The 25,841-nt window shown below is 53.6% G+C and carries 24 protein-coding genes; 11 read left to right on the top strand and 13 right to left on the bottom strand.

Annotation, left to right across the window (positions count from 1 at the left end):
- Window positions 1–410: 410 nt before the first annotated feature.
- The 3 genes from aroP to ACLJQJ_RS15740 all read left to right on the top strand — a co-directional run bounded on the left by aroP (window position 411) and on the right by ACLJQJ_RS15740 (window position 4,304).
- The gene (gene aroP, locus ACLJQJ_RS15750; RefSeq protein WP_161976011.1) at window positions 411–1,784 is read left to right on the top strand and encodes an aromatic amino acid transporter AroP; all 1,374 of its coding nucleotides are present in this window, start codon (window positions 411–413) and stop codon (window positions 1,782–1,784) included.
- Window positions 1,785–1,947: 163 nt separating this feature from the next.
- Window positions 1,948–3,354 (top strand): glycoside-pentoside-hexuronide (GPH):cation symporter, encoded by a 1,407-nt coding sequence (locus ACLJQJ_RS15745; RefSeq protein WP_000357539.1) that lies wholly within the window; start codon window positions 1,948–1,950, stop codon window positions 3,352–3,354.
- Window positions 3,354–4,304, top strand: coding sequence for a family 43 glycosylhydrolase (locus ACLJQJ_RS15740; protein ID WP_000024767.1), 951 nt, complete (start codon window positions 3,354–3,356; stop codon window positions 4,302–4,304). Before ACLJQJ_RS15745 ends, ACLJQJ_RS15740 begins: the two co-directional genes overlap by 1 nt.
- A gap of 91 nt (window positions 4,305–4,395) precedes the next feature.
- Here ACLJQJ_RS15740 and ampE read toward each other — a convergent pair whose 3' ends face one another.
- Window positions 4,396–5,250 carry a beta-lactamase regulator AmpE gene (gene ampE, locus ACLJQJ_RS15735; RefSeq protein WP_000172039.1) on the bottom strand — a complete coding sequence of 285 codons (855 nt, stop codon included), beginning with the start codon at window positions 5,248–5,250 and terminating at the stop codon, window positions 4,396–4,398.
- Window positions 5,247–5,810 carry a 1,6-anhydro-N-acetylmuramyl-L-alanine amidase AmpD gene (gene ampD / locus ACLJQJ_RS15730; protein ID WP_000936326.1) on the bottom strand — a complete coding sequence of 188 codons (564 nt, stop codon included), beginning with the start codon at window positions 5,808–5,810 and terminating at the stop codon, window positions 5,247–5,249. Before ampD ends, ampE begins: the two co-directional genes overlap by 4 nt.
- 87 nt (window positions 5,811–5,897) lie before the next feature.
- Between ampD and nadC the strand changes: the two genes are divergently transcribed.
- The 4 genes from nadC to hofC all read left to right on the top strand — a co-directional run bounded on the left by nadC (window position 5,898) and on the right by hofC (window position 10,037).
- Entirely contained in the window at window positions 5,898–6,791 is an 894-nt protein-coding gene (gene nadC, locus ACLJQJ_RS15725) for a carboxylating nicotinate-nucleotide diphosphorylase (RefSeq protein WP_001135135.1), read from the top strand.
- Between the two features lie 221 nt (window positions 6,792–7,012).
- The gene (ppdD, locus tag ACLJQJ_RS15720; RefSeq protein ID WP_000414982.1) at window positions 7,013–7,450 is read left to right on the top strand and encodes a prepilin peptidase-dependent pilin; all 438 of its coding nucleotides are present in this window, start codon (window positions 7,013–7,015) and stop codon (window positions 7,448–7,450) included.
- 9 nt (window positions 7,451–7,459) lie between these two features.
- Window positions 7,460–8,845 carry a type II secretion system protein GspE gene (gene gspE / locus ACLJQJ_RS15715; protein ID WP_063808758.1) on the top strand — a complete coding sequence of 462 codons (1,386 nt, stop codon included), beginning with the start codon at window positions 7,460–7,462 and terminating at the stop codon, window positions 8,843–8,845.
- Window positions 8,835–10,037, top strand: a complete 1,203-nt coding sequence (gene hofC, locus ACLJQJ_RS15710) for a protein transport protein HofC (protein ID WP_063808757.1) — start codon at window positions 8,835–8,837, stop codon at window positions 10,035–10,037. Before gspE ends, hofC begins: the two co-directional genes overlap by 11 nt.
- 30 nt (window positions 10,038–10,067) lie before the next feature.
- Here hofC and ACLJQJ_RS15705 read toward each other — a convergent pair whose 3' ends face one another.
- Entirely contained in the window at window positions 10,068–11,111 is a 1,044-nt protein-coding gene (locus tag ACLJQJ_RS15705) for a GMP reductase (RefSeq protein WP_001217365.1), read from the bottom strand.
- A 225-nt stretch (window positions 11,112–11,336) separates the two neighbouring features.
- Between ACLJQJ_RS15705 and coaE the strand changes: the two genes are divergently transcribed.
- Genes coaE through yacG form a run of 3 tightly spaced genes read left to right on the top strand, consistent with a single transcriptional unit; the run spans window position 11,337 to window position 12,901 of the window.
- Window positions 11,337–11,957 (top strand): dephospho-CoA kinase, encoded by a 621-nt coding sequence (coaE, locus tag ACLJQJ_RS15700; RefSeq protein WP_063808756.1) that lies wholly within the window; start codon window positions 11,337–11,339, stop codon window positions 11,955–11,957.
- Complete coding sequence (zapD, locus tag ACLJQJ_RS15695; protein ID WP_000557441.1) at window positions 11,957–12,700, top strand: cell division protein ZapD; 744 nt, start codon at window positions 11,957–11,959, stop codon at window positions 12,698–12,700. The genes coaE and zapD overlap by 1 nt, the downstream gene beginning before the upstream one ends.
- Before the next feature lie 9 nt (window positions 12,701–12,709).
- Window positions 12,710–12,901 carry a DNA gyrase inhibitor YacG gene (gene yacG / locus ACLJQJ_RS15690; protein ID WP_001286419.1) on the top strand — a complete coding sequence of 64 codons (192 nt, stop codon included), beginning with the start codon at window positions 12,710–12,712 and terminating at the stop codon, window positions 12,899–12,901.
- Here the strand turns inward: yacG and ACLJQJ_RS15685 are convergent.
- Window positions 12,898–13,839, bottom strand: a complete 942-nt coding sequence (locus ACLJQJ_RS15685; protein ID WP_063808755.1) for a LysR family transcriptional regulator — start codon at window positions 13,837–13,839, stop codon at window positions 12,898–12,900. The two genes, yacG and ACLJQJ_RS15685, sit on opposite strands and share 4 nt — an antisense overlap.
- A gap of 85 nt (window positions 13,840–13,924) precedes the next feature.
- On the opposite strand from ACLJQJ_RS15685, the gene ACLJQJ_RS15680 reads away from it, so the two are divergent.
- On the top strand, window positions 13,925–14,914 hold the full coding sequence (locus tag ACLJQJ_RS15680) for an aldo/keto reductase (protein ID WP_063808754.1): 990 nt from the start codon (window positions 13,925–13,927) through the stop codon (window positions 14,912–14,914).
- Window positions 14,915–14,947: 33 nt separating this feature from the next.
- On the opposite strand, the gene mutT is transcribed toward ACLJQJ_RS15680, so the two are convergent.
- The 9 genes from mutT to murC form a co-directional block, all read right to left on the bottom strand.
- On the bottom strand, window positions 14,948–15,343 hold the full coding sequence (mutT, locus tag ACLJQJ_RS15675; protein WP_000736058.1) for an 8-oxo-dGTP diphosphatase MutT: 396 nt from the start codon (window positions 15,341–15,343) through the stop codon (window positions 14,948–14,950).
- A gap of 151 nt (window positions 15,344–15,494) precedes the next feature.
- Window positions 15,495–18,200, bottom strand: a complete 2,706-nt coding sequence (gene secA / locus ACLJQJ_RS15670; protein ID WP_000905756.1) for a preprotein translocase subunit SecA — start codon at window positions 18,198–18,200, stop codon at window positions 15,495–15,497.
- 61 nt (window positions 18,201–18,261) lie between these two features.
- Complete coding sequence (secM, locus tag ACLJQJ_RS15665) at window positions 18,262–18,759, bottom strand: secA translation cis-regulator SecM (protein ID WP_000014336.1); 498 nt, start codon at window positions 18,757–18,759, stop codon at window positions 18,262–18,264.
- 278 nt (window positions 18,760–19,037) lie between these two features.
- Window positions 19,038–19,955 (bottom strand): UDP-3-O-acyl-N-acetylglucosamine deacetylase, encoded by a 918-nt coding sequence (gene lpxC, locus ACLJQJ_RS15660; RefSeq protein ID WP_000595487.1) that lies wholly within the window; start codon window positions 19,953–19,955, stop codon window positions 19,038–19,040.
- 100 nt (window positions 19,956–20,055) lie between these two features.
- On the bottom strand, window positions 20,056–21,207 hold the full coding sequence (ftsZ, locus tag ACLJQJ_RS15655) for a cell division protein FtsZ (protein ID WP_000462785.1): 1,152 nt from the start codon (window positions 21,205–21,207) through the stop codon (window positions 20,056–20,058).
- 60 nt (window positions 21,208–21,267) lie between these two features.
- Complete coding sequence (gene ftsA, locus ACLJQJ_RS15650; RefSeq protein WP_000588463.1) at window positions 21,268–22,530, bottom strand: cell division protein FtsA; 1,263 nt, start codon at window positions 22,528–22,530, stop codon at window positions 21,268–21,270.
- On the bottom strand, window positions 22,527–23,357 hold the full coding sequence (gene ftsQ, locus ACLJQJ_RS15645; RefSeq protein WP_000075728.1) for a cell division protein FtsQ: 831 nt from the start codon (window positions 23,355–23,357) through the stop codon (window positions 22,527–22,529). Before ftsQ ends, ftsA begins: the two co-directional genes overlap by 4 nt.
- A 1-nt stretch (window position 23,358) precedes the next feature.
- Complete coding sequence (locus ACLJQJ_RS15640) at window positions 23,359–24,279, bottom strand: D-alanine--D-alanine ligase (protein WP_000763895.1); 921 nt, start codon at window positions 24,277–24,279, stop codon at window positions 23,359–23,361.
- On the bottom strand, window positions 24,272–25,747 hold the full coding sequence (gene murC / locus ACLJQJ_RS15635; protein WP_001096072.1) for a UDP-N-acetylmuramate--L-alanine ligase: 1,476 nt from the start codon (window positions 25,745–25,747) through the stop codon (window positions 24,272–24,274). The genes ACLJQJ_RS15640 and murC overlap by 8 nt, the downstream gene beginning before the upstream one ends.
- Window positions 25,748–25,841: the final 94 nt, after the last annotated feature.

Here is a 25,841-nt window from a genome sequence, read left to right as displayed (position 1 = left end):
TGTTTCAAAACTGTAACTGTGCACAAATGTTAAATTTACCCACCAGGAGGTAGATTTAACGTATTTGAAACGATAAAAAATCTCATCTGAACCGATTCAACAGTAGATTAAATGCATTTTTATGCATAAATAATGAATAAAAACAAATTAACATCTGTAAGGGAAAATAAAAGGAGGTATTTACAAGTGCTTTCTTTTTACGCAACTCGTCATCACCCCTGCACAAAGCAGGTGCATTCGCGGCCACATACCATTATTCTGATCAAGACGAAAGAGTTGAAGTGACATTTAAAAAAACGAATCTGTAAATAAATCAATACAAAAAGCGGAATTGCAAACTTACACACGCACTACTGCATCGTTCAAAATAAGCGCGTTATGAATAAACCGCGCCCGATACACGAGGTTTTATAATGGACAGTCAGCAGCACGGCGAGCAGCTCAAGCGCGGCCTGAAAAACCGCCATATTCAGCTTATCGCATTGGGCGGCGCGATAGGGACAGGCTTGTTCCTGGGAAGCGCCTCCGTTATTCAGTCGGCGGGGCCAGGAATTATCCTGGGCTATGCGATTGCAGGCTTTATTGCCTTTCTGATTATGCGCCAGCTGGGAGAGATGGTGGTTGAAGAACCGGTCGCCGGCTCTTTTAGCCACTTCGCCTATAAATACTGGGGCGGCTTTGCCGGATTCGCTTCCGGCTGGAACTACTGGGTGCTGTACGTATTAGTTGCCATGGCGGAACTGACCGCAGTGGGTAAATATATCCAGTTCTGGTATCCGGAGATCCCCACCTGGGCTTCTGCGGCAGCCTTCTTTGTGATTATCAACTCCATCAACCTGACCAACGTTAAAGTGTTCGGTGAGATGGAGTTTTGGTTCGCCATTATTAAAGTGATCGCCGTCATCGCTATGATTCTGTTCGGCGCGTGGTTACTCTTCAGCGATACCGCTGGTCCGCAGGCCACCGTGCGCAACCTGTGGGAACAGGGCGGCTTTCTGCCGCATGGCTGGACCGGGCTGGTGATGATGATGGCCATTATTATGTTTTCGTTCGGCGGACTGGAGCTGGTAGGGATCACCGCCGCTGAAGCCGATAACCCGGAACAGAGCATTCCCAAAGCTACCAATCAGGTTATCTATCGCATCCTGATTTTTTATATCGGCTCGCTGGCGGTTCTGCTTTCGCTGCTGCCATGGACTCGCGTCACCGCCGATACCAGCCCGTTTGTCCTTATCTTCCATGAGCTGGGCGATACGTTTGTCGCCAATGCGCTGAATATCGTGGTTCTCACCGCCGCGCTATCGGTTTATAACAGCTGCGTTTACTGCAACAGCCGTATGCTGTTCGGTCTGGCCCAGCAGGGAAATGCGCCGAAAGCGCTGCTGAACGTCGACAAACGCGGCGTGCCGGTGAGCTCCATTTTGGTTTCCGCCGTCGTGACTGCGTTGTGCGTGCTGCTCAACTACCTGGCCCCAGAGTCCGCATTCGGACTGCTGATGGCGCTGGTGGTCTCCGCGCTGGTCATTAACTGGGCGATGATTAGCCTTGCCCATATGATGTTCCGTCGCGCGAAACAGCAGCAGGGCGTGAAAACCCGCTTCCCGGCCCTGTTTTATCCGTTCGGCAACGTTCTCTGCCTGCTGTTTATGGCGGCGGTATTGATCATTATGCTGATGACGCCAGGTATGGCGATCTCCGTGTGGCTGATTCCGGTATGGCTGCTTATCCTGGGCGTCGGCTATCTGTGTAAAGAAAAAACGGCAAAAACGGTGAAAGCCCACTGATCGTGACGCTACTTTTCCGCCCTCCCCGTCCGGGGAGGGTGTTATCTGCCTCACAGTTTCCCACGTATAACCATTTTATCCATATCAGCGGCGTGATCCTGCTACGCAAAAAAAAGCTCGCAGGCGAATAATTACCGCCATCATCTGATGGGGAGAAGTCTCAATGGATAAGGGCAGACTTTCGGTAAGAGAGAAAATCGGGTATGGCATGGGCGACGCCGGATGTAACATTATTTTTGGCGCTATCATGCTGTTTGTTAATTATTTTTATACGGATATTTTTGGTCTTGCCCCGGCGTTAGTCGGTGTTTTACTCCTTTCAGTACGCGTTATCGATGCCGTTACCGATCCGGTGATGGGCGCGCTTGCCGATCGTACCCAAAGTAAATATGGTCGTTTCCGCCCCTGGCTACTGTGGATTGCATTTCCCTACGCGCTGTTCAGCGTGCTGATGTTCACGACGCCGGACTGGGGCTATAACAGCAAAGTTGTCTATGCTTTCGTCACCTATTTTCTGCTTTCTGTGACCTACACCGCCATCAATATTCCCTATTGCTCACTGGGCGGCGTGATCACCAATGATCCAAAAGAGCGCGTGGCCTGTCAGGCTTATCGCTTCGTGTTAGTCGGCATCGCGACGCTGTTGCTATCGTTAACGCTATTGCCGATGGTGGACTGGTTTGGCGGCGGCGACAAAGCCAAAGGCTATCAGTTGGCGATGACCGTGCTGGCGATTATCGGCATGGGTATGTTTCTGTTCTGCTTTGCCAGCGTCCGCGAACGCGTTCGCCCTGCCGTTCCGACGCACGATGATATGAAGAATGATTTCAAAGACGTGTGGAAAAACGATCAGTGGGTACGCATTCTGCTATTGACCTTATGTAACGTCTGCCCGGGGTTTATCCGTATGGCGGCGACCATGTATTACGTCACCTGGGTGATGGGACAAAGCACCCATTTCGCTACGCTTTTTATTAGTCTTGGCGTGGTCGGTATGATGATCGGCAGTATGCTGGCAAAAGTCTTAACCGATCGCTGGTGTAAATTGAAGGTATTTTTCTGGACCAATATCGCGCTGGCGATTTTCTCCTGCGCATTCTATTTCTTTGACCCGAAAGCCACCGTGATGATAGTGGCGCTCTACTTCCTGCTCAATATTCTGCATCAGATCCCTTCCCCGTTGCACTGGTCGCTGATGGCGGACGTCGATGATTACGGCGAATGGAAAACCGGCAAACGCATTACCGGTATTAGCTTCTCCGGTAATCTGTTCTTCCTGAAACTGGGCCTGGCGATTGCCGGGGCGATGGTCGGCTTTTTGCTCTCCTGGTACGGTTATGACGCCAGCGCCAAAGCGCAAAGCGCCTCGGCGATGAACGGTATTATGCTGTTGTTTACCGTTATCCCCGGCGTTGGCTATCTGATTACCGCAGGCGTGGTACGTCTGCTGAAAGTTGACCGTGAACTGATGAAAAAAATCCAGGACGATTTGGAAAAACGTCGCACTAATTACCGCGAATTGAGTGAGTTGCAGGAGCTCAAAGCCGCTGAAAGCGTAAGGAAAGCCTGATGGCAAACTGGCCAAACCCGTTTATTGAACAACGTGCCGATCCGTTTATTTTACGCGACGGCAGCGATTACTACTTTATTGCCTCCGTACCGGAATATGACAGGCTGGAAATCCGCCGGGCTGATTCGCTGGAAGGGTTGCGCGCCGCCGACCCCGTTGTCGTCTGGCGCAAACCGGAAAGTGGCCCGATGAGCCAGCTCATCTGGGCACCGGAAATGCACCGCATCAACGGCAAGTGGTACATCTATTTTGCCGCTACCCATACTCAAGCGCTTGATAAGCTGGGAATGTTCCAGCATCGCATGTTTGCCCTGGAGTGCGCCGATGCCGACCCACTCACCGGCAAGTGGACGGAGAAAGGTCAAATTAAAACACCGTTTGATACCTTCGCCCTCGATGCCACCACTTTTTATCATCAGGGAAAGCAGTGGTATCTGTGGGCGCAAAAAGCGCCGGATATTGCCGGTAACTCAAATATTTATCTGGCTGAACTGGAAAATCCGTGGACGATTAAAGGCGAGCCGGTAAGACTCAGTAAGCCAGAGTACGACTGGGAGTGTCGGGGTTTTTGGGTTAACGAAGGTCCGGCCGTCGTGGTGCATGGCGACAAGCTGTTTATCAGCTATTCGGCCAGCGCCACCGATGAAAACTACTGTATGGGATTACTGTGGATTAACGTAAACGACGATCCGCGCGATCCGGCCAACTGGCATAAATCACCGCGCCCGGTCTTTACCACCAGCTATGAAAATCGCCAGTATGGGCCGGGACATAACAGCTTTACGCAAACGCCGGAAGGTGAAGATGTACTGGTGTACCACGCGAGAAATTACACCGAAATTGAAGGCGATCCGTTGTACGATCCCAACCGCCATACGCGTCTGAAACGGGTGCGCTGGGACGAAAACGGGATGCCTGATTTTGGCGTGCCGCCAGCCGATACGATCTAAGCCGTTGCACTGCCCGGTGGCGCTAGCGCTTACCGGGCCTACAGATTTTTCCATTGTAGGCAGCATAAGCGTTAGCGCCATCGGCACAACGCTACACTAATGCCCCATAAATGGTGAGCAACGCAATAATCACCACCACCACAAACGAGGCCTTCTTCGCCATCGACACCGCCGCTTTGGGGGTTTCTACTTTGTCAGTATGCGGTTCACGCGCCAGTGAGAACTGCGCCAGACGTGTGAGCACCTGATACTGCGAAGTATGCAGATCCGCCAGCGAGGCAAACCAGGCCGGCAACGCTTTCTCGCCATGCCCCAGTAATGCATACACTACGCCCGCCAGACGTACCGGAATCCAGTCCAGCACATGAAGAATAGCGTCAATGCCGGATTGCAAACGTTGGTGCGGCGTCTGATAGCGCGCCAGCCAGGTCTGCCAGGCCCGTAAAAACGCATAGCCCACCAGCGTTACCGGCCCCCATGGACCGCCAACGATAAACCAAAATAGCGGTGCGAGGTAAAAACGGAAATTTATCCATAACAACGCATTTTGCAGCTCACGCAAAAATTCACGCTCATTACAATCCGGCGGCACGCCGTGAATCAGCGTAAGCTCGCTGGCCATCGCCTCGCAAGGATGCGGATCGTTACGGGACGCCGCTTTCAGCCAGGCGTGATAATGTACTCGCACTTTGCCCGCGCCGATACACAGCACGCCCAGGAGAATCCACACCACCAGCGTCGGCACGTTAAATAGCAGCCCTTTTAACGCCTGGAGCAGTAGAAAAGTCACCACCATCGCGATCGCCGTCATTCCCATCGTGCGCAACATCGAAAAATGCGTAATCCGACGGAATAGCGCCTCCAGCCGATGATCGAGCTGCCAGTGCTCGCCCAGCTTAAACAGGCGCTCGACAATCAGCACCAGTAATGTCGTAAACAGCGTCATGTCATCTCCTTGTGCGACGAGAGGGCTACCAAAGCGCGAAAGCGCGGCCAGTCAAAGGCAGGGCCAGGGTCCGTTTTGCGGTCAGGCGCAATGTTGCAGTGTCCGGTCATATTGTCGGCGATCGCCGGATAGCAAGCGATAAGCGTGCGCGTCACGGCGGCTAGCTGCTGATACTGCGCATCGGTATAAGCCAGCGTATCCGTCCCCTCCAGCTCAATACCAATGGAGAAATCATTACAACGTTCCCGCCCCTGATAGTTTGACACGCCCGCATGCCACGCACGCTTATCAAAAGGCACATACTGGACGATTTCACCGTCGCGACGAATCAGACAATGGGCCGAAACACGAAGATGAGCGATTTCTGCAAAAAAAGGATGGGCGTCTGGATCTATCGTTCCGGTGAATAATGCATCGATCCACGGACCGCCAAACTCGCCGGGGGGCAGGCTAATATTATGCACCACCAGCAAGGACGGTTTTTCGTCATCCGGACGGCAATCATAATGCGGAGAAGGGACGCGTCGCGCCTCTACCAACCAACCCTTATCTGGCAACATGCAGAGTCTCCTTTTGAGTGGTGCTTATAGCTGCTTCAGAGTAGCATGTTTCTACCTTATGATTCGTTAGCAATTTGGAGTTTTATCATGCCGCCTCGCCGTTATAACCCAGACGACCGACGTGACGCGCTACTGGAACGCATTAATCTCGATATCCCTGCCGCCGTTGCTCAGGCGCTGCGTGAAGATTTAGGTGGAGAAGTCGATGCTGGCAACGATATCACCGCGCAACTTTTGCCGGCAGATACGCAAGCCCATGCCACGGTGATCACTCGTGAAGACGGCGTTTTCTGCGGCAAGCGCTGGGTTGAAGAGGTCTTCATCCAACTGGCGGGCGATGATGTGCGCCTCACCTGGCATGTCGATGACGGCGACGCCATTCACGCCAACCAAACAGTGTTTGAACTGAACGGCCCGGCTCGCGTATTGCTGACCGGCGAGCGCACGGCGCTAAACTTTGTCCAGACCCTTTCCGGCGTCGCCAGTGAAGTACGCCGCTACGTTGGACTGCTGGCTGGCACCCAAACCCAGTTGCTCGACACGCGTAAAACGCTGCCGGGTCTGCGCACCGCGCTCAAATATGCGGTTTTATGCGGCGGCGGCGCCAATCATCGTCTGGGCCTCACTGACGCGTTCCTGATTAAAGAAAACCATATCATCGCCTCCGGTTCGGTTCGTCAGGCGGTGGAAAAAGCGTTCTGGCTACATCCGGACGTGCCGGTAGAAGTCGAGGTCGAAAATCTGGATGAACTGGACGATGCGCTGAAAGCAGGCGCGGATATTATCATGCTGGATAATTTCAACACCGACCAGATGCGCGAGGCGGTGAAACGCGTCAACGGCCAGGCGCGGCTGGAAGTATCCGGCAACGTCACCGCGGAAACCTTACGCGAATTTGCTGAAACCGGGGTGGATTTCATCTCCGTTGGCGCGCTGACCAAGCACGTACGCGCGCTCGATCTCTCCATGCGTTTTTGCTGATCCTCTCCGCCCGATGGCGCTGCGCCGTCGGGTCTATAAATCACCTGTCCGTAGATCCGCGTCGTGATTCGGTAAAATATTCGTAGCGCCTCGCAATAACGTTGCCGTGTCATGTAACGCAGCAAAAATCTTCAGAATCCGCCTTCCCGTTTTACCTTTTGCCGCTCGCCCGCTCTTCCCGCGTTTGCCACAGTAGCGCCAGCTAACTCAAGGAGCGAACAATGGAAAAACAACGCGGTTTCACGCTTATCGAACTGATGGTCGTTATTGGCATCATCGCCATTTTAAGCGCCATCGGCATTCCGGCTTACCAGAACTATCTGCGTAAAGCGGCGCTGACGGATATGTTGCAAACGTTTGTCCCCTACCGTACCGCCGTCGAACTCTGCGCTCTGGAACATGGTGGGACGAACACATGCGATGCGGGCGTCAACGGTATCCCCTCGCCCGTCATCACCCGTTATGTTTCGGGCATGAGCGTGGAAAAAGGCGTCATCACGCTTACCGGCCAGGAGAGTCTGAGCGGGCTTAGCGTCATCATGACGCCCGCCTGGGACAATGCTAACGGCATTACCGGCTGGACGCGTAACTGCAATATTCAAAGCGACAGCGCGTTACAACAGGCTTGTGAAGATGTCTTCCGTTTTGACGCCAACTAAGGAGACAAGATGAAAGACGCTCAGCTCAACACCTTGTGTCAACGTCATCAGGCTGTACTGATCAATAGCGCCAGCAACAGTATCACTGTTGCGGTGGTCGACGCGCCCTCTCATGCGTTACTGGACGCTCTGCATTTCGCCACGCAAAAACAGATTGATATTGTGTGCTGGACTCGCCAGCAAATGGAAAATCATCGGCATAAGCCGGATCAGGCTCCCTCGACAAACGCCGCGAAAGGTGGAGAAACCGCGGCCCAGCTTCTCAATCAGACATTACGCTCGGCGATGGAGAAACGCGCCTCTGATATCCATCTCGAACCCGGCGCCAGCCGCTACCGAATAAGACTCCGCGTCGACGGCGTTCTTCATATTCTGCAGGACATCGCCAAAGAGACGGGGCTTGCGCTGACGGCCAGATTGAAAGTCCTGGGAAATTTGGACATCGCTGAACATCGGCTGCCGCAGGACGGGCAATTTACCGTTGACCTGACGGGCGACAGCATCTCTTTTCGTATCGCCACGCTTCCCTGTAAAGAAGGCGAAAAAGTCGTCTTACGGTTGTTGCATCAGGTTGAACAAACGCTGGATCTGGACACGCTGGGCATGTACGGGGCACAACTTACCGCTTTTAGACAAGCCCTACAGCAACCTCAGGGGCTGGTACTGGTGACTGGCCCCACCGGTAGCGGAAAAACAGTCACGCTATACAGCGCGCTACAAACCCGGAATACGCCGGGTATCAACCTCTGTAGCGTTGAGGATCCGATAGAAATTCCACTGGATGGGATTAACCAGACGCAGGTCCATCCCCGCGCCGGGCTCACCTTTCAAAATGTGCTGCGCGCGCTTTTACGCCAGGACCCTGACATCATCATGGTAGGTGAAATTCGTGACGGCGACACCGCAGAAATCGCCATTAAGGCGGCACAAACGGGCCATCTGGTACTTTCAACGCTCCATACGAACTCCACCAGTGAAACCCTGATACGTTTGCAGCAAATGGGCGTAGCACGCTGGATGATCTCATCGGCGCTTACGCTGGTGGTAGCGCAACGCCTGGTAAGGAAGCTTTGCCCGCACTGCAAACAGCGCCTGAACGATCCCGTAGTGCTATCGCCCAATCTTTGGCCCAGCGCGCTACCGCGCTGGCAGGCAAACGGCTGTCAGCATTGCTACCACGGCTTTTATGGCCGAACCGCGTTATTCGAAGTGTTAACCGTTACCCCGGCATTACGTCAGTTAATTGCGAGCGGCGCATCGGCGCAAGCACTGGAAGCCCACCTCCAACAGACCGGTACAGGGACGCTTTTTGAAAATGGCTGTCGCGCCGTTGAGCAAGGCATGACGTCCTTTGAAGAGATACTGCGCGTTCTGGGAATGCCCCATGAGCGTTAAACAGCTCTGGCGCTGGCAAGGCGTTAACGATAAAGGTCAACTGGAACAAGACGTTGTATGGGCGGACAATCGTCTGGCGCTGATCATCACCCTGCAACATCAGCGCATTATGCCGCTTCGCATCAAGCGTATGGGCGTTAACGCCGCACTGTGGAAAGAAGAGCAAAGCGCTGAAATTATTCATCAGCTGGCCACGCTCATTCATGCCGGGCTGACGCTTTCTGAAGGGCTGGAACTCCTTGCGCAACAGCATCCCCACCGACAATGGCAAGCGCTGTTGCGCACGCTGGCTCACGAGCTTGAACAGGGCGTCCCTTTTTCCAGCGCATTAGTCTCCTGGCCGCAGGTATTTCCGCCGCTCTACCAGACGATGATCCGCACCGGAGAACTGACCGGCAAACTGGCCGACTGCTGCTTTGAACTGGCCCGTCAGCAAAAAGCGCAACGGCAGATTACGGTTAGCGTGAAAAAGGCGCTGCGCTATCCCGCCATTATTCTGACAATGGCCGCCCTGGTCGTTTTCGCCATGCTGCACTTTGTCCTGCCGGAATTTGCCGCCATTTACCGTAGCTTCAATACCCCGCTCCCTCTTCTGACGCGCGGTATTATCGCGATAGCGCAATGGGGGTCGGCATGGGGTTGGCTCATCTTGTTCCTGACGATGCTCATTGCTATCGCTCACCGCAGGGTAAAACAAAAGCCGTCCTGGCAAGCGCAGCGGCAGCGTCTTCTGCTACGGCTTCCCGTTATGGGTCGCCTGATAAGAGGCCAGAAACTAGCGCAAATATTCACCGTACTGGCATTGACCCAAAGCGCAGGCATTCCTTTTCTTCAGGGACTGGAAAGCGCTATCGAGAGTCTCGGCTGCCCTTACTGGTCACAGCGTTTAACGCAGGTACATCAGGAGATCGCCGCAGGCAATCCGGTCTGGTTGGCGCTAAAAAATACCCAGGAATTTAGTCCGCTATGCCTGCAACTGGTCAGAACGGGCGAAGCGTCCGGTTCACTCGATATCATGCTGCATAACCTTGCCCGTCACCACAGTGAAACTACGCTGGCGCTGGCCGATAATCTGGCGTCGCTGTTGGAACCGGCGTTATTGATCATCACCGGCTTAATTATCGGTACGCTGGTGGTGGCGATGTATTTGCCGATTTTTCATCTGGGAGACGCGATGAGCGGGATGGGATAAGGCTGGCGCACATTTACGCCAGCCAGAATATTAGAGGCTATTGAAAATGCGGTTTTCTTGTTCCTGCACCCGAATAAAGGTGGTGCGTTTGGTCAACTCTTTCAGGCGAGACGCGCCGACATAAGTGCAGGCTGAGCGTAGACCGCCCAGGATATCGCGGGCAGTATTGCCCACCGGCCCACGCAGCGGCAATTTAACCGTTTTACCTTCTGCCGCGCGGTATTTCGCGACGCCGCCGACATGACGGTTCATCGCAGATTCCGAACTCATGCCGTAGAACAGCATAAATTTCTCGCCGTTCTCTTCTACCACGCTGCCGCCGCTCTCTTCGTGCCCCGCCAGCATGCCGCCCAACATAACGAAATCCGCGCCGCCGCCAAAGGCTTTTGCTACGTCGCCTGGCATGGTGCAGCCGCCATCGCTGACGATCATACCGCCCAGGCCATGCGCCGCGTCAGCGCATTCGATAACCGCCGACAGTTGCGGATAACCAACGCCGGTTTTTACACGCGTCGTGCATACGGAGCCGGGACCAATTCCCACTTTCACGATATCGGCGCCGGAGAGGATAAGCTCTTCGCACATCTCGCCCGTTACCACATTGCCTGCGCAGATTGTTTTTGTCGGCCATGCTTCACGTGCTTTCGCGACGAACTGCACAAAATGTTCTGAATAGCCATTGGCCACATCAATACAGACAAAGTTCAGCGCAGGATTCAGCGCCAGAATCTGCACGGTTTTTTCGAAATCAGCATCAGAGGTCCCGGTGGAAACCATCACATGCTTGAGAACATCAGCCGAAGCCGTGTTGATAAAAGCTGCCCACTCTTCAACGGTATAATGTTTATGTACAGCAGTCAGAATATCAAACCCGGCCAATGCTTGCGCCATTTCAAACGTCCCGACGGTATCCATATTGGCCGCGATAATCGGTACGCCAGACCAGGTCTGACCTGAGTGTTTAAAGGTGAATTGACGTTCCAGTTCGACATCGGAACGGCTTTTGAGGGTAGAACGTTTAGGACGGATAAGAACGTCTTTGAAACCTAACTTCAGATCTTCTTCAATACGCATGTGCGGATTCCTGGGGTTAATGGCGAAAAATCGAAACTCACAACTCCAGTGACGCTATCATACGCACTAATCATGGCCGTACAAGACTGCGAAATTCTCTTTTTTTACGTTACAATCCCATAAATTTACCTGGCGAATAGTAGGTTAATGCTCAGAGCGCATCGTCTTTGTATGTTTAAAATTTAACCTTTTGATTATCAAACTAAAATTCCGGAAGCTGGAGATATGAGGTATACCGTAGCCTTAACCGGCGGTATTGGCAGCGGTAAAAGTACCGTCGCTGATGCCTTCGCTGACCTCGGAATAACCGTCATCGACGCGGATATTATCGCGCGCCAGATGGTTGAGCCAGGGCAGCCCGCCCTGAACGCAATAGCGGAACATTTTGGTTCTGAACTTATCGCCGCCAACGGCACGTTACGTCGCCGGGCGCTGCGTGAGCGTATTTTTTCGCATCCGGAAGAAAAAGCCTGGCTTAACGCTCTGCTTCATCCCTTAATTCAGCAGGAAACCCAACGACAGTTTCAACAGGCTACGTCGCCCTATGTGTTATGGGTTGTGCCTCTGCTGGTTGAAAACAGGCTGTATCAAAAAGCCAACCGCGTACTGGTGGTTGACGTGACGCCCGAAACGCAGCTCATACGCACAATGCAGCGTGATGATGTTACGCGCGAGCATGTTGAACACATTCTCGCTGCGCAGGCGACGCGTGAAGTGCGCCTTGCCGTGGCGGACGATGTTATTGATAATAACGGCGCACCGGATGCTATCGCATCAGATGTGGCCCGCCTGCACGCCAGTTATCTTAAGCTCGCGTCGCAGTTTGTCTCACAGGAAAAACCGTAATGCACACCCAGGTCCTATTTGAACACCCTCTCAATGAGAAGATGCGTACGTGGCTGCGCATAGAGTTTTTGATCCAACAGCTCTCCATCAACCTGCCAATTGCAGACCATGCTGGCGCACTGCATTTTTTCCGTAACATCAGCGATCTACTGGATGTGTTCGAACGGGGCGAAGTCCGTACCGAACTGCTGAAAGAACTGGAGCGCCAGCAGCGTAAATTACAGGCCTGGGTTGAGGTTCCCGGCGTCGATCAAGACCGTATTGAAGCCCTGCGCCAGCAGTTAAAATCCGCGGGCAGCGTGCTAATCTCCGCCCCGAGGATTGGCCAGCAGCTACGCGAAGATCGCTTGATTGCCCTTGTGCGTCAACGCCTAAGTATTCCTGGCGGCTGTTGCAGTTTCGATTTACCCACTCTGCATATCTGGTTGCACCTACAACAGGCGCAGCGCGACGCCCAGATTGAAAGCTGGCTTGCCAGCCTGAATCCCCTCACCCAGGCGCTGACTTTGGTGCTTGATCTGATCCGTAATTCAGCGCCTTTCCGTAAGCAAACCAGCCTGAACGGTTTTTATCAGGATAACGGGGACGACGCCGATTTGCTGCGTCTTATGCTGACGCTCGATTCACAACTTTATCCGCAAATTTCCGGCCATAAGAGCCGTTTTGCCATTCGCTTTATGCCGCTGGATAGTGAAAATGGTCTGGTGCCGGAGCGTCTTGATTTTGAACTGGCCTGTTGCTAAGGAGTAAAAATGTCTGACGTGACCGTCGTAAACTGTCCGACCTGCGGTAAACCGGTCGTCTGGGGGGAAATTAGCCCCTTCCGCCCATTTTGTTCTAAACGCTGTCAGCTAATTGATTTGGGCGAATGGGCCGCCGAAGAGAAACGAATCGCCAGCAGCGGCGACCAGTCTGATAGCGACGACTGGAGCGAAGAGCGCTAACAGTGATGGCTCTGTTGAGACGGCAATATCGCCTTATGACAAAAATAATCAATAAATACGCGTAGTTTTGGTGCCATATGCGCGCGGCCGGGATAATACAAATAAAACCGGTCCGCCGCAGGCAGCCACTCCTCAAGCACGGAACACAACCGCCCATCCTGTAAGTCTTCGTGGACATCCTGTTCAAAAACATAGGTTAGCCCTGCCCCATCACGCGCGGCGGAGAGACGCAACGCTTTATCATTCACCATTAACGCGGCTTCCGGCGTAATTTCCAGCCGTTGCGCTCCGTGAACAAACTCCCACCGATATAGCCCGCCCTCACGCGTAAAACGATGGCAAAGGCAGCGGTGATTGATGAGTTCCTGAGGGTGCAGCGGCGTGCCAAAACGCGCAAGGTATGCAGGGGATGCTACGATCGCCGGGCGTAAAACATCACCGAGCGGAACGACATTCATATCAAGTTGTACCGCATCGCCAAAGCGAATACCGGCATCAAAGCGTTCGTTAATTAAATCCACAAAACCGTCATTCACATCGATATCCAGCCGAATATCGGGATAATCGCGCATGAAACCGGCGAGATTAGGTTGTAACAGAAGCGTAGCCGCCGTGCGCGGTACGGTCAGGCGTAATGTCCCTCCGGGTATATCGCGGCTCTGGCGAGCATGTTCCATCGCCTCATCAATATGGTTCAATGCGGGCCTGATACTGGCAAGAAAGGCATGTCCTGCTTCTGTCAAACCGACACGCCGGGTGGTTCGGTTCAACAATTTTACGCCAAGTTCATCCTCCAGTTGACGCATATTCTGACTTAACGCCGACGTGGAAATATGTAACTGCGCCGCTGCCCGCGTGAAGCTATGGTTTTCAGCAATCATGCAAAAAGCATGCAATATGGACATCACATCATGACGCATTATTAAGCCAGCCTTCATAAACCATGCTTATTCCCCCTATTTTTCATCTTATACGCCAGATATAGACTGCCTGCCATGCACAAAATATCCTCATGGAGGTAGTATGCAATATCGTACATTAGGCGCAAACGGACCGCGAGTGTCAGCCATCGGACTGGGATGTATGGGCATGAGCGCATTTTACGGCGCTCATGACGACAGCACCTCAATTAAGACGCTACATTATGCGTTAGATCAGGGGGTAACACTGCTCGATACCGCAGATATGTATGGCCCTTATACCAATGAAAGATTAGTCGGAAGAGCCATCGCCGATCGTCGCGATCGGGTATTTTTAGCGACGAAATTTGGTATCATTCTCGACCCTGCTAACCCTATGGCGCGTGGCGTCAATGGCAGGCCGGAGTACGTTCGCCGTAGTTGTGAGCAAAGTCTGCAACGCCTGGGGGTCGATCATATCGATCTGTACTACCAACATCGCGTTGATCCATCAGTCCCCATAGAAGAGACTGTCGGTGCAATGGCGGACCTGGTGCGCGAGGGAAAAGTGCGTTATCTCGGGCTATCCGAAGCATCAACGCAAACGCTGGAACGCGCCCATAACGTTCACCCTATTACCGCGCTGCAAAGTGAGTATTCGCTTTGGTCCCGCGAAGCGGAAATTTCAGCACTTTCCACCTGTGAACGGTTGGGTATAGGATTCGTCGCTTACAGCCCGCTGGGACGCGGATTTCTGACCGGTACGATTAAAACGCCAGAAGATTTTGCTGCGAATGACTTCCGTCGCACAAATCCCAGGTTCATGGGCGAGAACTTCTCGCGCAATTTACGTCTGGCTGAAGCAATAAAACAAATGGCACGCGAAAAAGAGTGTACCCCCGCACAATTAGCGCTGGCCTGGCTGCTGGCCCGCAACAGGCACATCGTTCCCATTCCCGGCACCCGCCACTGCGCCAGGGTGGATGAAAACCTCGGCGCGTTATCACTGACCCTAAGCCCGCAGGAGCTGGCGGCAATTGAGGCGGTTTTTCCTCACGACGCCGCAGCCGGCCCCCGCTACTGGCCGGAAATTATGTCGACATTAAATCGCTAATAAGATCGATGGGGATCGTGTTGCGATCCCCCACTAAGGCGCAAATTGGCGTAATTTACGAATAATCGGTTCATTGGCCGGCGGAAAATCGTCCGTATTCAACGCGTTTTGCGCGATCCACCGTCCCGGCTGTCCTTCTTTCCCCCACGGTTCGCCCTCCCAGCGTTCAACCAGCCAAAACCACAGCGTAATGTGTCGGTCCGGGAATTGATATTCCAGAGTGTCGAATAATGTCACCTGTGTTGGCGTAATCCCCACCTCTTCCTGTAACTCCCGGATCAACGCCTGCTCTGGTGTTTCGTCGGCTTCAATTTTTCCGCCGGGAAATTCCAGCTTGTTCGCCATATGCGCATCAGCGGCGCGTCGGGTAATAAAAATTTCGTCGTTCGGGTTGCGGATAATCCCAACCGCGATTTGCAGTTTTTTCATCTTGTTGCATCCATAAAAAAGGCGCAGTCGCCTGCGCCTTTTTATCTGTGTTCAATGCCAGGCCGAATAATCGTAGCGCCCTTCGGCAATAATGCCAGCACCGACCTGATGCCAACACATTATGTCTTATCAGGCCGGTAAGTTTATCGCATTAGCTCAGGCGACCGTGACACTGTTTGTATTTCTTACCGGAACCACAAGGGCAAGGATCGTTACGTCCAATCTTACGTTCGCCTGTTTGGGCGGCCAGATCGGCAGCCACGGCGGCATCGTCATCCTGATGGCTTAGCTGCTGCATCTGCGCCAGGCGCTCCGCCTCTTCGCGACGCTGCATTTCCATCGCTTCGACCTCTTCCGGCATACGTACCTGGACTTTGCTCAGGGTACTGATCACTTCATATTTCAGCGATTCCAGCATCGCGGCGAACATAGCGAAGGATTCGCGCTTGTATTCCTGCTTCGGATCTTTTTGCGCATAGCCGCGCAGATGAATACCCTGACGCAGGTAATCCATCGCCGCCAGGTGCTCTTTCCACAGGGAATCGAGCGTTTGCAGCATCACGCCTTTTTCGAAATGACGCATCATTTCAGCGCCAACCACCTCTTCTTTACGCTGATACACCTCGATGGACTGCGCCAGGATGCGCTCACGCAGCGTCTCCTCATGCAGCTCCGGCTCTTTATCCAGCCATTCGGCAATCGGCATCTCCAGGTCGAAGTCGTTTTTCAGGCGTTCCTGCAAACCCGGGATATCCCACATCTCTTCCAGCGACTGCGGCGGAATGTAGGCGTCGATAGTCGCCTTAAAGACATCTTCGCGAATGCTGTTAATGGTGTCGCTCACGTCAGACACATCCAGCAGTTCGTTACGCTGGGTATAAATTGCACGACGCTGATCGTTCGCCACATCATCATATTCCAGCAGTTGCTTACGAATATCGAAGTTACGGCTTTCTACTTTACGCTGCGCGTTAGCGATAGCTTTCGTCACCCACGGGTGCTCAATCGCTTCGCCCGGCTTCATCCCCAGTTTACGCATCATACCGGAGACACGATCGGAGGCGAAAATACGCATCAGCGCATCTTCCATCGACAGGTAGAAACGGGAAGAACCCGGATCGCCCTGGCGACCGGAACGGCCACGCAGCTGGTTGTCGATACGGCGGGATTCATGGCGCTCGGTGCCAATGATATGCAGACCGCCGGCAGCCAGAACCGCGTCATGGCGTACCTGCCAGTCCGCTTTAATCTGCGCAATCTGTTCTTCCGTCGGCGCTTCCAGCGCGGCGACTTCCGCCTGCCAGCTACCGCCCAGCATAATATCGGTACCACGACCCGCCATGTTGGTAGCGATAGTGACCGCCGCTGGATAACCAGCCTGCGCAACGATGCCTGCTTCGTTGGCGTGGAATTTTGCGTTCAGGACGTTATGTTTGATGCCCGCTTTGGTCAGCTCTCTGGAAACCACTTCAGATTTCTCGATAGAAATCGTCCCAACCAGCACTGGCTGACCGTTCGCGGTACGTTCTTTAATATCTTCGATAATGGCCTGGATTTTTTCCGCTTCGGTCATGTAGACCAGATCCGGCAAATCTTTACGGATCATCGGACGGTTGGTCGGAACAACGACGGTGTCCAGCTTATAGATAGAGCTAAATTCGAAGGCTTCAGTATCCGCCGTACCGGTCATACCGGCCAGTTTTTCATACAGACGGAAGTAGTTCTGGAAGGTAATAGACGCCAGCGTCTGGTTTTCATTCTGAATTTCAACGCCTTCTTTCGCTTCTACCGCCTGGTGCAGACCGTCAGACCAGCGACGCCCCTGCATGGTACGACCGGTATGTTCATCAACAATGATGACTTCGCCGTCTTTCACAATGTAATCCACGTCACGGGTAAACAGCGCGTGCGCGCGCAGCGCGGCGGTGACGTGATGCATCAGCATAATATTGCCAGGCGAGTAGAGCGACTCGCCTTCATCCATAATGCCTTCTTGCACCAGTAGCTCTTCAATCAGCACCAGACCGCGTTCGGTCAGGTTAACCTGGCGCGCTTTCTCATCAACGGAGAAGTGGCCTTCGCCCTGGAAAGTGTCAGAATCTTCTTTCTCCTGACGAATCAGGTGCGGAATGATTTTGTTCACTTTTTTGTACATTTCCGAGCTATCTTCCGCCGGGCCGGAAATAATCAGCGGCGTACGCGCTTCATCGATCAGGATGGAGTCGACCTCATCCACCAGCGCATAATGCAGTTTACGCTGCACGCGCTCTTCCGGGCTGAACGCCATGTTGTCGCGCAGGTAGTCAAAACCGTATTCGTTGTTAGTGCCGTAAGTGATGTCGGCAGCGTAAGCTTCACGTTTGGCTGGCGCAGGCATACCTGGCAGGTTGATACCAACGGACATACCGAGGAATTCGAATAGCGGACGGTTGTTTTCGGCGTCACGCTGCGCCAGATAGTCGTTCACGGTTACCACATGAACGCCTTTGCCGGACAGCGCGTTCAGGTAGGCTGGCAGCGTTGCGGTCAGCGTTTTACCTTCACCGGTACGCATTTCGGCGATACAGCGATCGTTGAGCACCATACCACCCAATAGCTGAACGTCGAAGTGACGCATCCCAAAGACGCGTTTACTGGCTTCACGCACCACCGCGAACGCTTCCGGAATCAGGCTCTCTACGCTTTCGCCTTTTTCAATACGGGCGCGAAATTCGTTGGTTTTCGCTTTCAGTTCGTCATCGGAGAGTTTTTCCATCTCCGGTTCCATCGCATTAATAAGGCTGACGGCCTTACGCATACGACGCAGCGTACGATCGTTACGGCTACCGAATACTTTGGTTAATAATTTGATTAGCATAATAAAGTCTCAAATGCCCCGCGCCGCGGAGCTACAAATAAAGTAAAAGGGTCTTTTTTCGTTAGCTGAGACGTTGCGGACCGGCGCGGATACCCTGCGCCTGACTTATCCAGGCCGGGATGCTAAATGCGGTTTGTGGCGCAAAATACGCCAGGGAGAGGCGGCGAACAATCGCCGGCGGCGTGCCCTCCTGCGTGAGCATCGCGCTGAGCGTATTCAGTAAGGCGATATGATGCGCCTGTAATGGCGACGGCGCGTCGGCAACGGGCAGCGTTTGCGGCGCCATTGCAAAAGAAAGGTGGCGAATCACCGTGCGAATAGCGTGCTGATGCCAGTAATCTACGGTGAAATTGGGACGACGGTTAGAGGCTTCTAACAGCGCAAGATGGCTAAAGTTAACTTTAGACGCGGTGCTGGCGGTCGTCCTTGCAGGCGTATTGGTTTCAGCGGCGTTACTGAGCGCGGGCAAACCAAAACTCGCCGCGACCATCCCTAATAAGAGATGCGGCCAGAAGTATCGTCTGCCTAACTGTCGCCAGCGCGTCAGTATTCCACTCACGTCATTGCCACCTGATATGCCCCTCATGGGCTTACGGAATCAAAACAATTTGCGCACAAATCTTATCATTAAAGCGTACGCGCTACAGCAGTAATGACGAGAAGCTAAGGTGAAAATCGGCTAAGAAAACAGCGAACGCGCCGTGTTTCCATTTAACCCTGTCAAAATGGCTGTATTAAGGAAAGCGCAGATAAAGGATAGTAAAAAAAACGACTGGCTCGCCTGGCCGGAGAGAGTGCCAGGTTAACCAGTCGAATTTTATACGACAGCGTATGTCGTTATGCCAGTACCGTCGAAGGCGCTTTGAAAGCCAACGGCAGTTCTGCGTCGTCCTGGAAGGTCACAAATTCCCAGGCTTCCTGTTTTGCCAGGACTGCCTGTAACAATTTGTTATTCAATGCGTGACCGGATTTATACGCGGTAAACGCACCAATAATATTGTGACCACACATGAACAAGTCACCGATCGCGTCGAGCATTTTGTGACGAACGAATTCATCTTCAAAACGCAGGCCGTCTTCGTTCAATACGCGATAATCGTCAACAACGATGGCACAATCGAAGCTGCCGCCCAGGCACAGGCCGCGGGACTGCAGATATTCGATATCACGCATAAAACCGAAGGTACGCGCACGGCTGATCTGGCGCATGAACGCATCCGCAGAGAAGTTCATCGCGTAGCGCTGGCTGCTGGAATCGATCGCCGGATGGTTAAAGTCGATGGTGAAATCCAACGTAAAACCATTGTACGGTCTGAATTCAGCCCATTTATCGCCATCTTCAACCCGAACAGTCTCTTTGATGCGTACGAATTTTTTGGCGCAGTTCAGTTCATCAATACCGGCGTCAAGCAGCAGGTAGACAAACGGAGCGGCACTGCCATCCATGATCGGGATTTCCGGGGCATTAACCTCAATAACGATGTTATCGATACCTAAGCCCGCCAGAGCAGCGTTCAGGTGCTCAACGGTTGAAATCCGTACATCATGCTCATTCACCAGACACGTACAGAGCATGGTATCACGCACAGATTTGGCATCGGCCGGGAAATCTACCGGTGGATTCAAGTCGGTGCGACGATAGATGACCCCGGTATTGGCCGGCGCAGGGCGTAATGTCAGGGTGACTTTTTTGCCGGTGTGTAAACCGACGCCAGTCGCCTGAACGATACGTTTAAGTGTCCTTTGTTTGATCATCGTATAATCTCGCCAAATTACCTATCCAACCGAAGTGTACTATACATTCGGCGGGCCAGTTTAGCACAAAGAGCCCAGAATCCCAAATTCCAGCTAATTCTTAATCAGCTTGCTTACGCAGGAATGCGGGGATATCCAGATAATCCGGCTCTTTCGCCGCCTGTGGTGTATTGTCGTTAACCACTTTCGCGACCGTTTTTTGCTCCTGCGTCAGCGGCGCCATACCGTGCTGCTGATAACGATCCAACACCGGCTGCTGCACCTGTTTATTGGTGACCAGAGTGATTTCAGGACGCTTGTCCATACCAATTCCAGTGGCAACAACGGTCACGCGCAGTTCGTCGTTCATATCCGGGTCCAGAGAAGTACCGATAACCACGGTGGCGTTATCCGATGCAAAGGCACGGATGGTGTTACCGACGGTTTCGAACTCATCCAGACGCAGGTCGAAGCCCGCCGTAATGTTGACCAACACGCCGCGCGCGCCGGACAGGTCGATATCTTCCAGCAGCGGAGAAGAAATAGCCATTTCAGCCGCTTCTTCCGCACGGTCTTCACCGCTCGCCACGCCGGAGCCCATCATTGCGTAGCCCATTTCAGACATCACGGTACGCACGTCAGCAAAGTCGACGTTCATCAGACCCGGGCGGGTGATCAGCTCTGCGATACCCTGAACCGCGCCTTTCAGCACGTCGTTAGCCGCGCCGAACGCGTCGAGCAGGGAGATACCACGGCCCAGCACTTTCAGCAGCTTGTCGTTCGGGATGGTGATCAACGAGTCCACATGCTTGGACAGCTCGGTGATACCCTGCTCCGCAAATGCCATGCGCTTTTTGCCTTCAAAATTGAAAGGCTTAGTCACCACGGCAACGGTCAGAATACCTAAATCTTTTGCCACTTCAGCAACCACTGGCGCCGCGCCGGTTCCGGTACCGCCGCCCATGCCTGCCGCGATAAATACCATGTCTGCGCCTTCAAGCGCCGCACGCAGCGCTTCACGGTCTTCGTCCGCCGCGTTACGACCGACTTCCGGGTTAGCGCCGGCGCCCAGACCTTTGGTAATGCCGCTACCAATTTGAATGGTCTGGCCAACCGCCGTTTTACGCAACGCCTGCGCGTCGGTATTCACCGCGAAGAATTCAACACCTTCGATGCGCTCGCGCACCATGTGTTCAACAGCGTTACCGCCGCCACCACCGACGCCGATGACTTTAATCACCGCGTCGTTGGTTAGTTCCATAGGTTCAAACATAATCTCTCTCCGTCATGTGCCTGTCGCCTGAGGCCGTAATATCTGGCGGCCTCATAAAAATTAAAACTCTTTTCGCAGCCAGCTATTAAGTCGCTTGATCCACGAGCCAACTGATGCCGTAACACGTTTTTCCACTTCTGCTTCACCGTTTAAGTGGGACTCTTTCCCGTAGTGAAGCAATCCCACCGCCGTTGAGTAATACGGCTCCTGGGCATAATCCGTCAGACCGGTGATATTCAGCGGCGCGCCGATACGCACCTGCGTATGAAACACGCGCTGAGCGCAAGCAGCAAGCCCTTCGATTTGCGCCGCGCCGCCGGTTAACACAATCCCCGCCGCCAGGTGATGTTTTACCCCTTGTTGGCGAAGCTGTTCCTGTAATTGCAATATCTCTTCGTTGACCAGATTGAGCAGCTCGGTGTAACGCGGCTCAATCACTTCCGCCAGCGTCTGACGTTGCAGGCTGCGCGGCGGACGCCCGCCTACGCTCGGTACTTCAACGCTCTCGTCTTTACCGACGATGGAACCCAGCGCGCAACCGTGGCGGACTTTAATGGCTTCAGCATCGCTCGGCGGCGTACCAAAGGCATAAGCGATATCGCTGGTCACCACGTTCCCCGCGTAAGGGATCACTTTGGTATGACGCAGCGCGCCGCCAGTATAAACGGCGATATCCATTGTACCACCGCCGATATCCACGACACAGACGCCCAGTTCACGTTCATCTTCCGTTAACACGGAATAACTGGCCGCCAGTCCGGCAAATATCAGTTGGTCAACTTTCAGACCACAACGTTCAACAGCTTTGACAATGTTTTTTGCCATATCGTTGTGGCAGGTAATCAAATGTACTTTCGCCTGCATACGCACGCCGGAAAGACCGACCGGATTTTTAATGCCTTCCTGGTAGTCAATGGCGTACTCCTGAGGAATCACATGCAGCACGCGATGTTCATCGCGCACGCGCACTGACTTCGCAGTATGCACGACGTTTTCCACATCTTCTTGCGTCACTTCCTCTTCGGAAATGGGCACCATACCAATTTCATTCTGACAGCTAATATGTTTGCCGGAAAGCGCCAGATATACCGAGGAGATCTGGCAATCGGCCATCAATTCCGCCTGGTCAATGGCGCGCTGAACGCATTTCACCACTGACTCAAGGTCATTCACCCCGCCTTTATCCATACCCCGCGATGGGCAACTGCCCACGCCAATGATATTGACCATACCGTCGGGCAGAACTTCCCCTACTAAAGCGGCAACCTTCGCGGTGCCAATCTCCAGTCCTACTACCAGTTTTCTGTCCGTCGCCTTGATCATTGTTGTTCTGCCTGTGCCTGATTCTGTTGCTGATTAGATTCCTCAGGGGGGAGCGGCGCCCAGCCAACTGCCGCACCTGAGTCATAACGCAAATCAACGTAGCTAATCCGTTTGCCATCGGTTTGCGCCTGCTGCTGTAAAACCGGATAGAGTTCTACAAAGCGAGCCAACCTTTTCATCGTATCGCCCCTGCCGAGATTGAGCTTAATGCCGTTATTAAGCGTCAATTGCCAGGAGCGACGTGCGGTCATCGCCGCTTCCTTTAGAGTGAATTTATCCTTAGCCAGCACCTGCCCCATCTCGCGGTATCCCTGCAACACTTCACTCGCGCTGCCTTCCGGGCCATACAACATGGGTAAAACCTGTTTGCCGATGCGGTCTGACGGCACGCTGAAGGTGTTCCCTTCAGCATCGACCATATGTTGATCATTCCAACGCGCAATCGGCACATATTCAACCAGATGAATCTTCAATTCATCAGGCCACTGTTTTCTGACGCTGGCCTGTTTAATCCACGGCAAACGCTCAATCTGGCTCTGGATAATGTTCACATCCTGCGTCATGAAGGTTCCCGGCGCGCCCAGAGCCAGTATCGCCTGACGGATATCATCGTTACGCGTGTAGTGACGCTCGCCGGTTAATACCAGCTTTGATAACGGTAAACGCTGCGCATCTTCCATCCACCCTAACACGACCCACCCGCTAACAAACACGGTGCACAGTACCGTCAGCAGAAATAAAATTCCTGCAAGACGCGTTCCATTATTGCGGCGTGAAGAAGGCGTCTCTTCATCACTGTTTCGCGTGTTCAGCGCAGCCTGCGACATATCAGTCCGCCAACTCCAGAATTCGTACCACTAACTGCGAGAAGCTCATTCCCGCCTGACGCGCCGCCATCGGCACCAGACTATGGCTGGTCATCCCCGGAGAAGTATTGGCTTCCAGCAGATAAAACTGACCATCGCTGTCCAGCATGACGTCAATACGCCCCCATCCCGTGCAGCCTAAAGCTTTCCATGCCTGCAGGACGAGAGACTGTAGCGCGGCTTCCTGGGACGCTTCTAAACCGGCAGGGCAGAAATACTGAGTCTCATCAGAGAGATACTTCGCCTCATAATCATAGAAGGTTCCTGCCGGTTGGATACGAATTGACGGTAAAATTTCTTCGCCAACTATCGCCACCGTAAATTCCGGACCGCACAGCCATTTCTCAATCAGTATTTCGTCATCATGCTGAAAAGCCAATGATAACGCACCCTGTAAAGCATTTTCTTCTACTACTTTCGTCATACCGACGCTGGAGCCTTCACGGCTGGGTTTGACGATCAGCGGTAAACCCAGCGCCGAAATTCGCGCTTTTTGTTCTTCGCTAAGGCCTTTTTCAAACTCAGCGCGCGTCAGCGCGACCCACGGCGCAACCGGTAAGCCTGCGCCCTGCCACAGCAATTTACTGCGCAGTTTATCCATGGAAAGCGCCGAGGCCATCACGCCGCTACCGGTATAAGGCAGGCCGAGCAGCTCAAGCATTCCCTGTAAGGTGCCATCTTCACCGCCGCGGCCATGCAACGCAATAAAGACCTTCTGAAAGCCCATTGCTTTAAGCTGCGCGACATCGACCTCTTGCGGATCGACGGGATGCGCATCAATACCGCCTTCACGTAGCCCAGCCAACACTGCCGCGCCGGAATTTAACGAAACGTCCCGCTCCGCAGAGGTTCCGCCCAACAGGACCGCGATTTTATCAGCCATGTTGCTCTTCCTCCTGGATTTGCGGCTTCAGCTTGATTTCAGATAAGTAACGCGCAATTTTGCCAACATTTCCTGCGCCTTGCACTAATATCAAGTCGTTACCCGTCAGCACCGGCGCTAACATTGTCGCAACCTGAGCCGGATCGGAAACCAGAATCGGGTCAATTTTTCCCCGATTACGAATCGTACGACATAAAGAACGGCTATCCGCGCCCGGAATCGGCGCTTCGCCCGCCGGGTAAACGTCCAGCATCAGCAGCGCATCGACCTGGGTCAGCACATTGGCGAAATCGTCATACAGATCGCGCGTGCGCGTGTAACGGTGCGGCTGAAACAGCATCACCAGGTTTTTATCCGGCCACCCTGCTCGCGCAGCTTTAATGGTGGCGTCTACTTCAGTCGGATGATGGCCATAGTCATCCACCAGCATCGCCGTCCCGGCTTTACCATTCACCGGCTCAAGCGGGAACTCGCCGAGGAAGTCAAAACGACGCCCGGTCCCCTGGAAGCTTTCCAGCGCGCGCAGGATAGCGTCATCGTCGATGCCTTCTTCGGTCGCTACCGCCACTGCTGCGGCGGCATTCAGGGCATTGTGGCGACCCGGCGCATTCAACGTGACATGCAGATCCGGCATTCCCTGGCGCAACAGCGTAAAGTGCCCCTGCGGCCCTATCTGCTGATAATCTTCTACGCGGACGTCAGCATCCTCGCTAAAGCCATACGTCGTGGTCTGACGCCCCACCCGCGGCAGCAACTCGCGGATGACCGGATCGTCGACGCACATTACCGCGCGACCGTAGAACGGCAGGTTATGCAGGAAGTTAATAAACGTCTGCTTTAAATTTTCAAAGTCGCCATGATAGGTATCCATATGGTCGGCTTCGATGTTGGTGACGATCGCGACCATCGGCTGCAAATGCAGGAAGGATGCGTCGCTCTCATCTGCCTCGGCAATCAGGTAACGACTATGGCCCAGACGCGCATGAACGCCTGCGGCTTTCACCAGTCCGCCATTCACGAAAGTCGGGTCCAGCCCCGCTTCGGCATAAATACTGGACACCATCGCGGTCGTTGTGGTTTTTCCGTGCGTCCCGGCAATGGCGATGCCGTGGCGAAAACGCATCAGTTCCGCCAGCATTTCCGCACGGCGAATAACCGGAATACGCGCTTCATGCGCCGCGACAATTTCCGGGTTATCCGCGGAAATTGCGCTGGAAACGACGACCACGCTGGCATCACGCACATTTTCCGGACGATGGTTAAAGAAAATCGTCGCCCCCAGGCTCGTCAACTGCTGGGTCACCGGATTCGGCGCTAAATCGGAACCACTGATCTGATACCCTTCATTGGCCAGAACTTCGGCAATACCGCCCATACCAGCACCACCGATGCCGACAAAGTGAATGTGCCGAACGCGACGCATTTCGGGCACGATGGAACGCAGTTTTGCCAGTTGTTGTGTATTCATTCTTTACGCCATTAACTCCAATACCCGCCATACTTCAAATTGCAGATGCGTTGGCTTGCCTGCAACCCAAATTATTGAGGGTAGAAAAACCCTG

The sequence above is a fragment of the Salmonella sp. SAL04202 genome (assembly GCF_046550775.1).
GTDB lineage: Bacteria > Pseudomonadota > Gammaproteobacteria > Enterobacterales > Enterobacteriaceae > Salmonella > Salmonella enterica.
Note: the sequence above shows the minus strand (reverse complement) of the source record. Positions and strands in the feature narration are given on the sequence as shown.

Bases quoted from the DNA above. Each gene is read 5' to 3' on its own strand.
- secA (WP_000905756.1), bottom strand. From the start codon at position 18,200: ATGCTAATCAAATTATTAACCAAAGTATTCGGTAGCCGTAACGATCGT.
- coaE (WP_063808756.1), top strand. From the start codon at position 11,337: ATGAGGTATACCGTAGCCTTAACCGGCGGTATTGGCAGCGGTAAAAGT.
- nadC (WP_001135135.1), top strand. From the start codon at position 5,898: ATGCCGCCTCGCCGTTATAACCCAGACGACCGACGTGACGCGCTACTG.
- ACLJQJ_RS15680 (WP_063808754.1), top strand. From the start codon at position 13,925: ATGCAATATCGTACATTAGGCGCAAACGGACCGCGAGTGTCAGCCATC.
- ftsZ (WP_000462785.1), bottom strand. From the start codon at position 21,207: ATGTTTGAACCTATGGAACTAACCAACGACGCGGTGATTAAAGTCATC.
- gspE (WP_063808758.1), top strand. From the start codon at position 7,460: ATGAAAGACGCTCAGCTCAACACCTTGTGTCAACGTCATCAGGCTGTA.
- ACLJQJ_RS15745 (WP_000357539.1), top strand. From the start codon at position 1,948: ATGGATAAGGGCAGACTTTCGGTAAGAGAGAAAATCGGGTATGGCATG.
- ACLJQJ_RS15640 (WP_000763895.1), bottom strand. From the start codon at position 24,279: ATGGCTGATAAAATCGCGGTCCTGTTGGGCGGAACCTCTGCGGAGCGG.
- ftsA (WP_000588463.1), bottom strand. From the start codon at position 22,530: ATGATCAAGGCGACGGACAGAAAACTGGTAGTAGGACTGGAGATTGGC.
- ftsQ (WP_000075728.1), bottom strand. From the start codon at position 23,357: ATGTCGCAGGCTGCGCTGAACACGCGAAACAGTGATGAAGAGACGCCT.
- ampE (WP_000172039.1), bottom strand. From the start codon at position 5,250: ATGACGCTGTTTACGACATTACTGGTGCTGATTGTCGAGCGCCTGTTT.
- ACLJQJ_RS15705 (WP_001217365.1), bottom strand. From the start codon at position 11,111: ATGCGTATTGAAGAAGATCTGAAGTTAGGTTTCAAAGACGTTCTTATC.
- ppdD (WP_000414982.1), top strand. From the start codon at position 7,013: ATGGAAAAACAACGCGGTTTCACGCTTATCGAACTGATGGTCGTTATT.
- zapD (WP_000557441.1), top strand. From the start codon at position 11,957: ATGCACACCCAGGTCCTATTTGAACACCCTCTCAATGAGAAGATGCGT.
- lpxC (WP_000595487.1), bottom strand. From the start codon at position 19,955: ATGATCAAACAAAGGACACTTAAACGTATCGTTCAGGCGACTGGCGTC.
- ampD (WP_000936326.1), bottom strand. From the start codon at position 5,810: ATGTTGCCAGATAAGGGTTGGTTGGTAGAGGCGCGACGCGTCCCTTCT.
- ACLJQJ_RS15740 (WP_000024767.1), top strand. From the start codon at position 3,354: ATGGCAAACTGGCCAAACCCGTTTATTGAACAACGTGCCGATCCGTTT.
- ACLJQJ_RS15685 (WP_063808755.1), bottom strand. From the start codon at position 13,839: ATGAAGGCTGGCTTAATAATGCGTCATGATGTGATGTCCATATTGCAT.
- yacG (WP_001286419.1), top strand. From the start codon at position 12,710: ATGTCTGACGTGACCGTCGTAAACTGTCCGACCTGCGGTAAACCGGTC.
- murC (WP_001096072.1), bottom strand. From the start codon at position 25,747: ATGAATACACAACAACTGGCAAAACTGCGTTCCATCGTGCCCGAAATG.
- mutT (WP_000736058.1), bottom strand. From the start codon at position 15,343: ATGAAAAAACTGCAAATCGCGGTTGGGATTATCCGCAACCCGAACGAC.
- hofC (WP_063808757.1), top strand. From the start codon at position 8,835: ATGAGCGTTAAACAGCTCTGGCGCTGGCAAGGCGTTAACGATAAAGGT.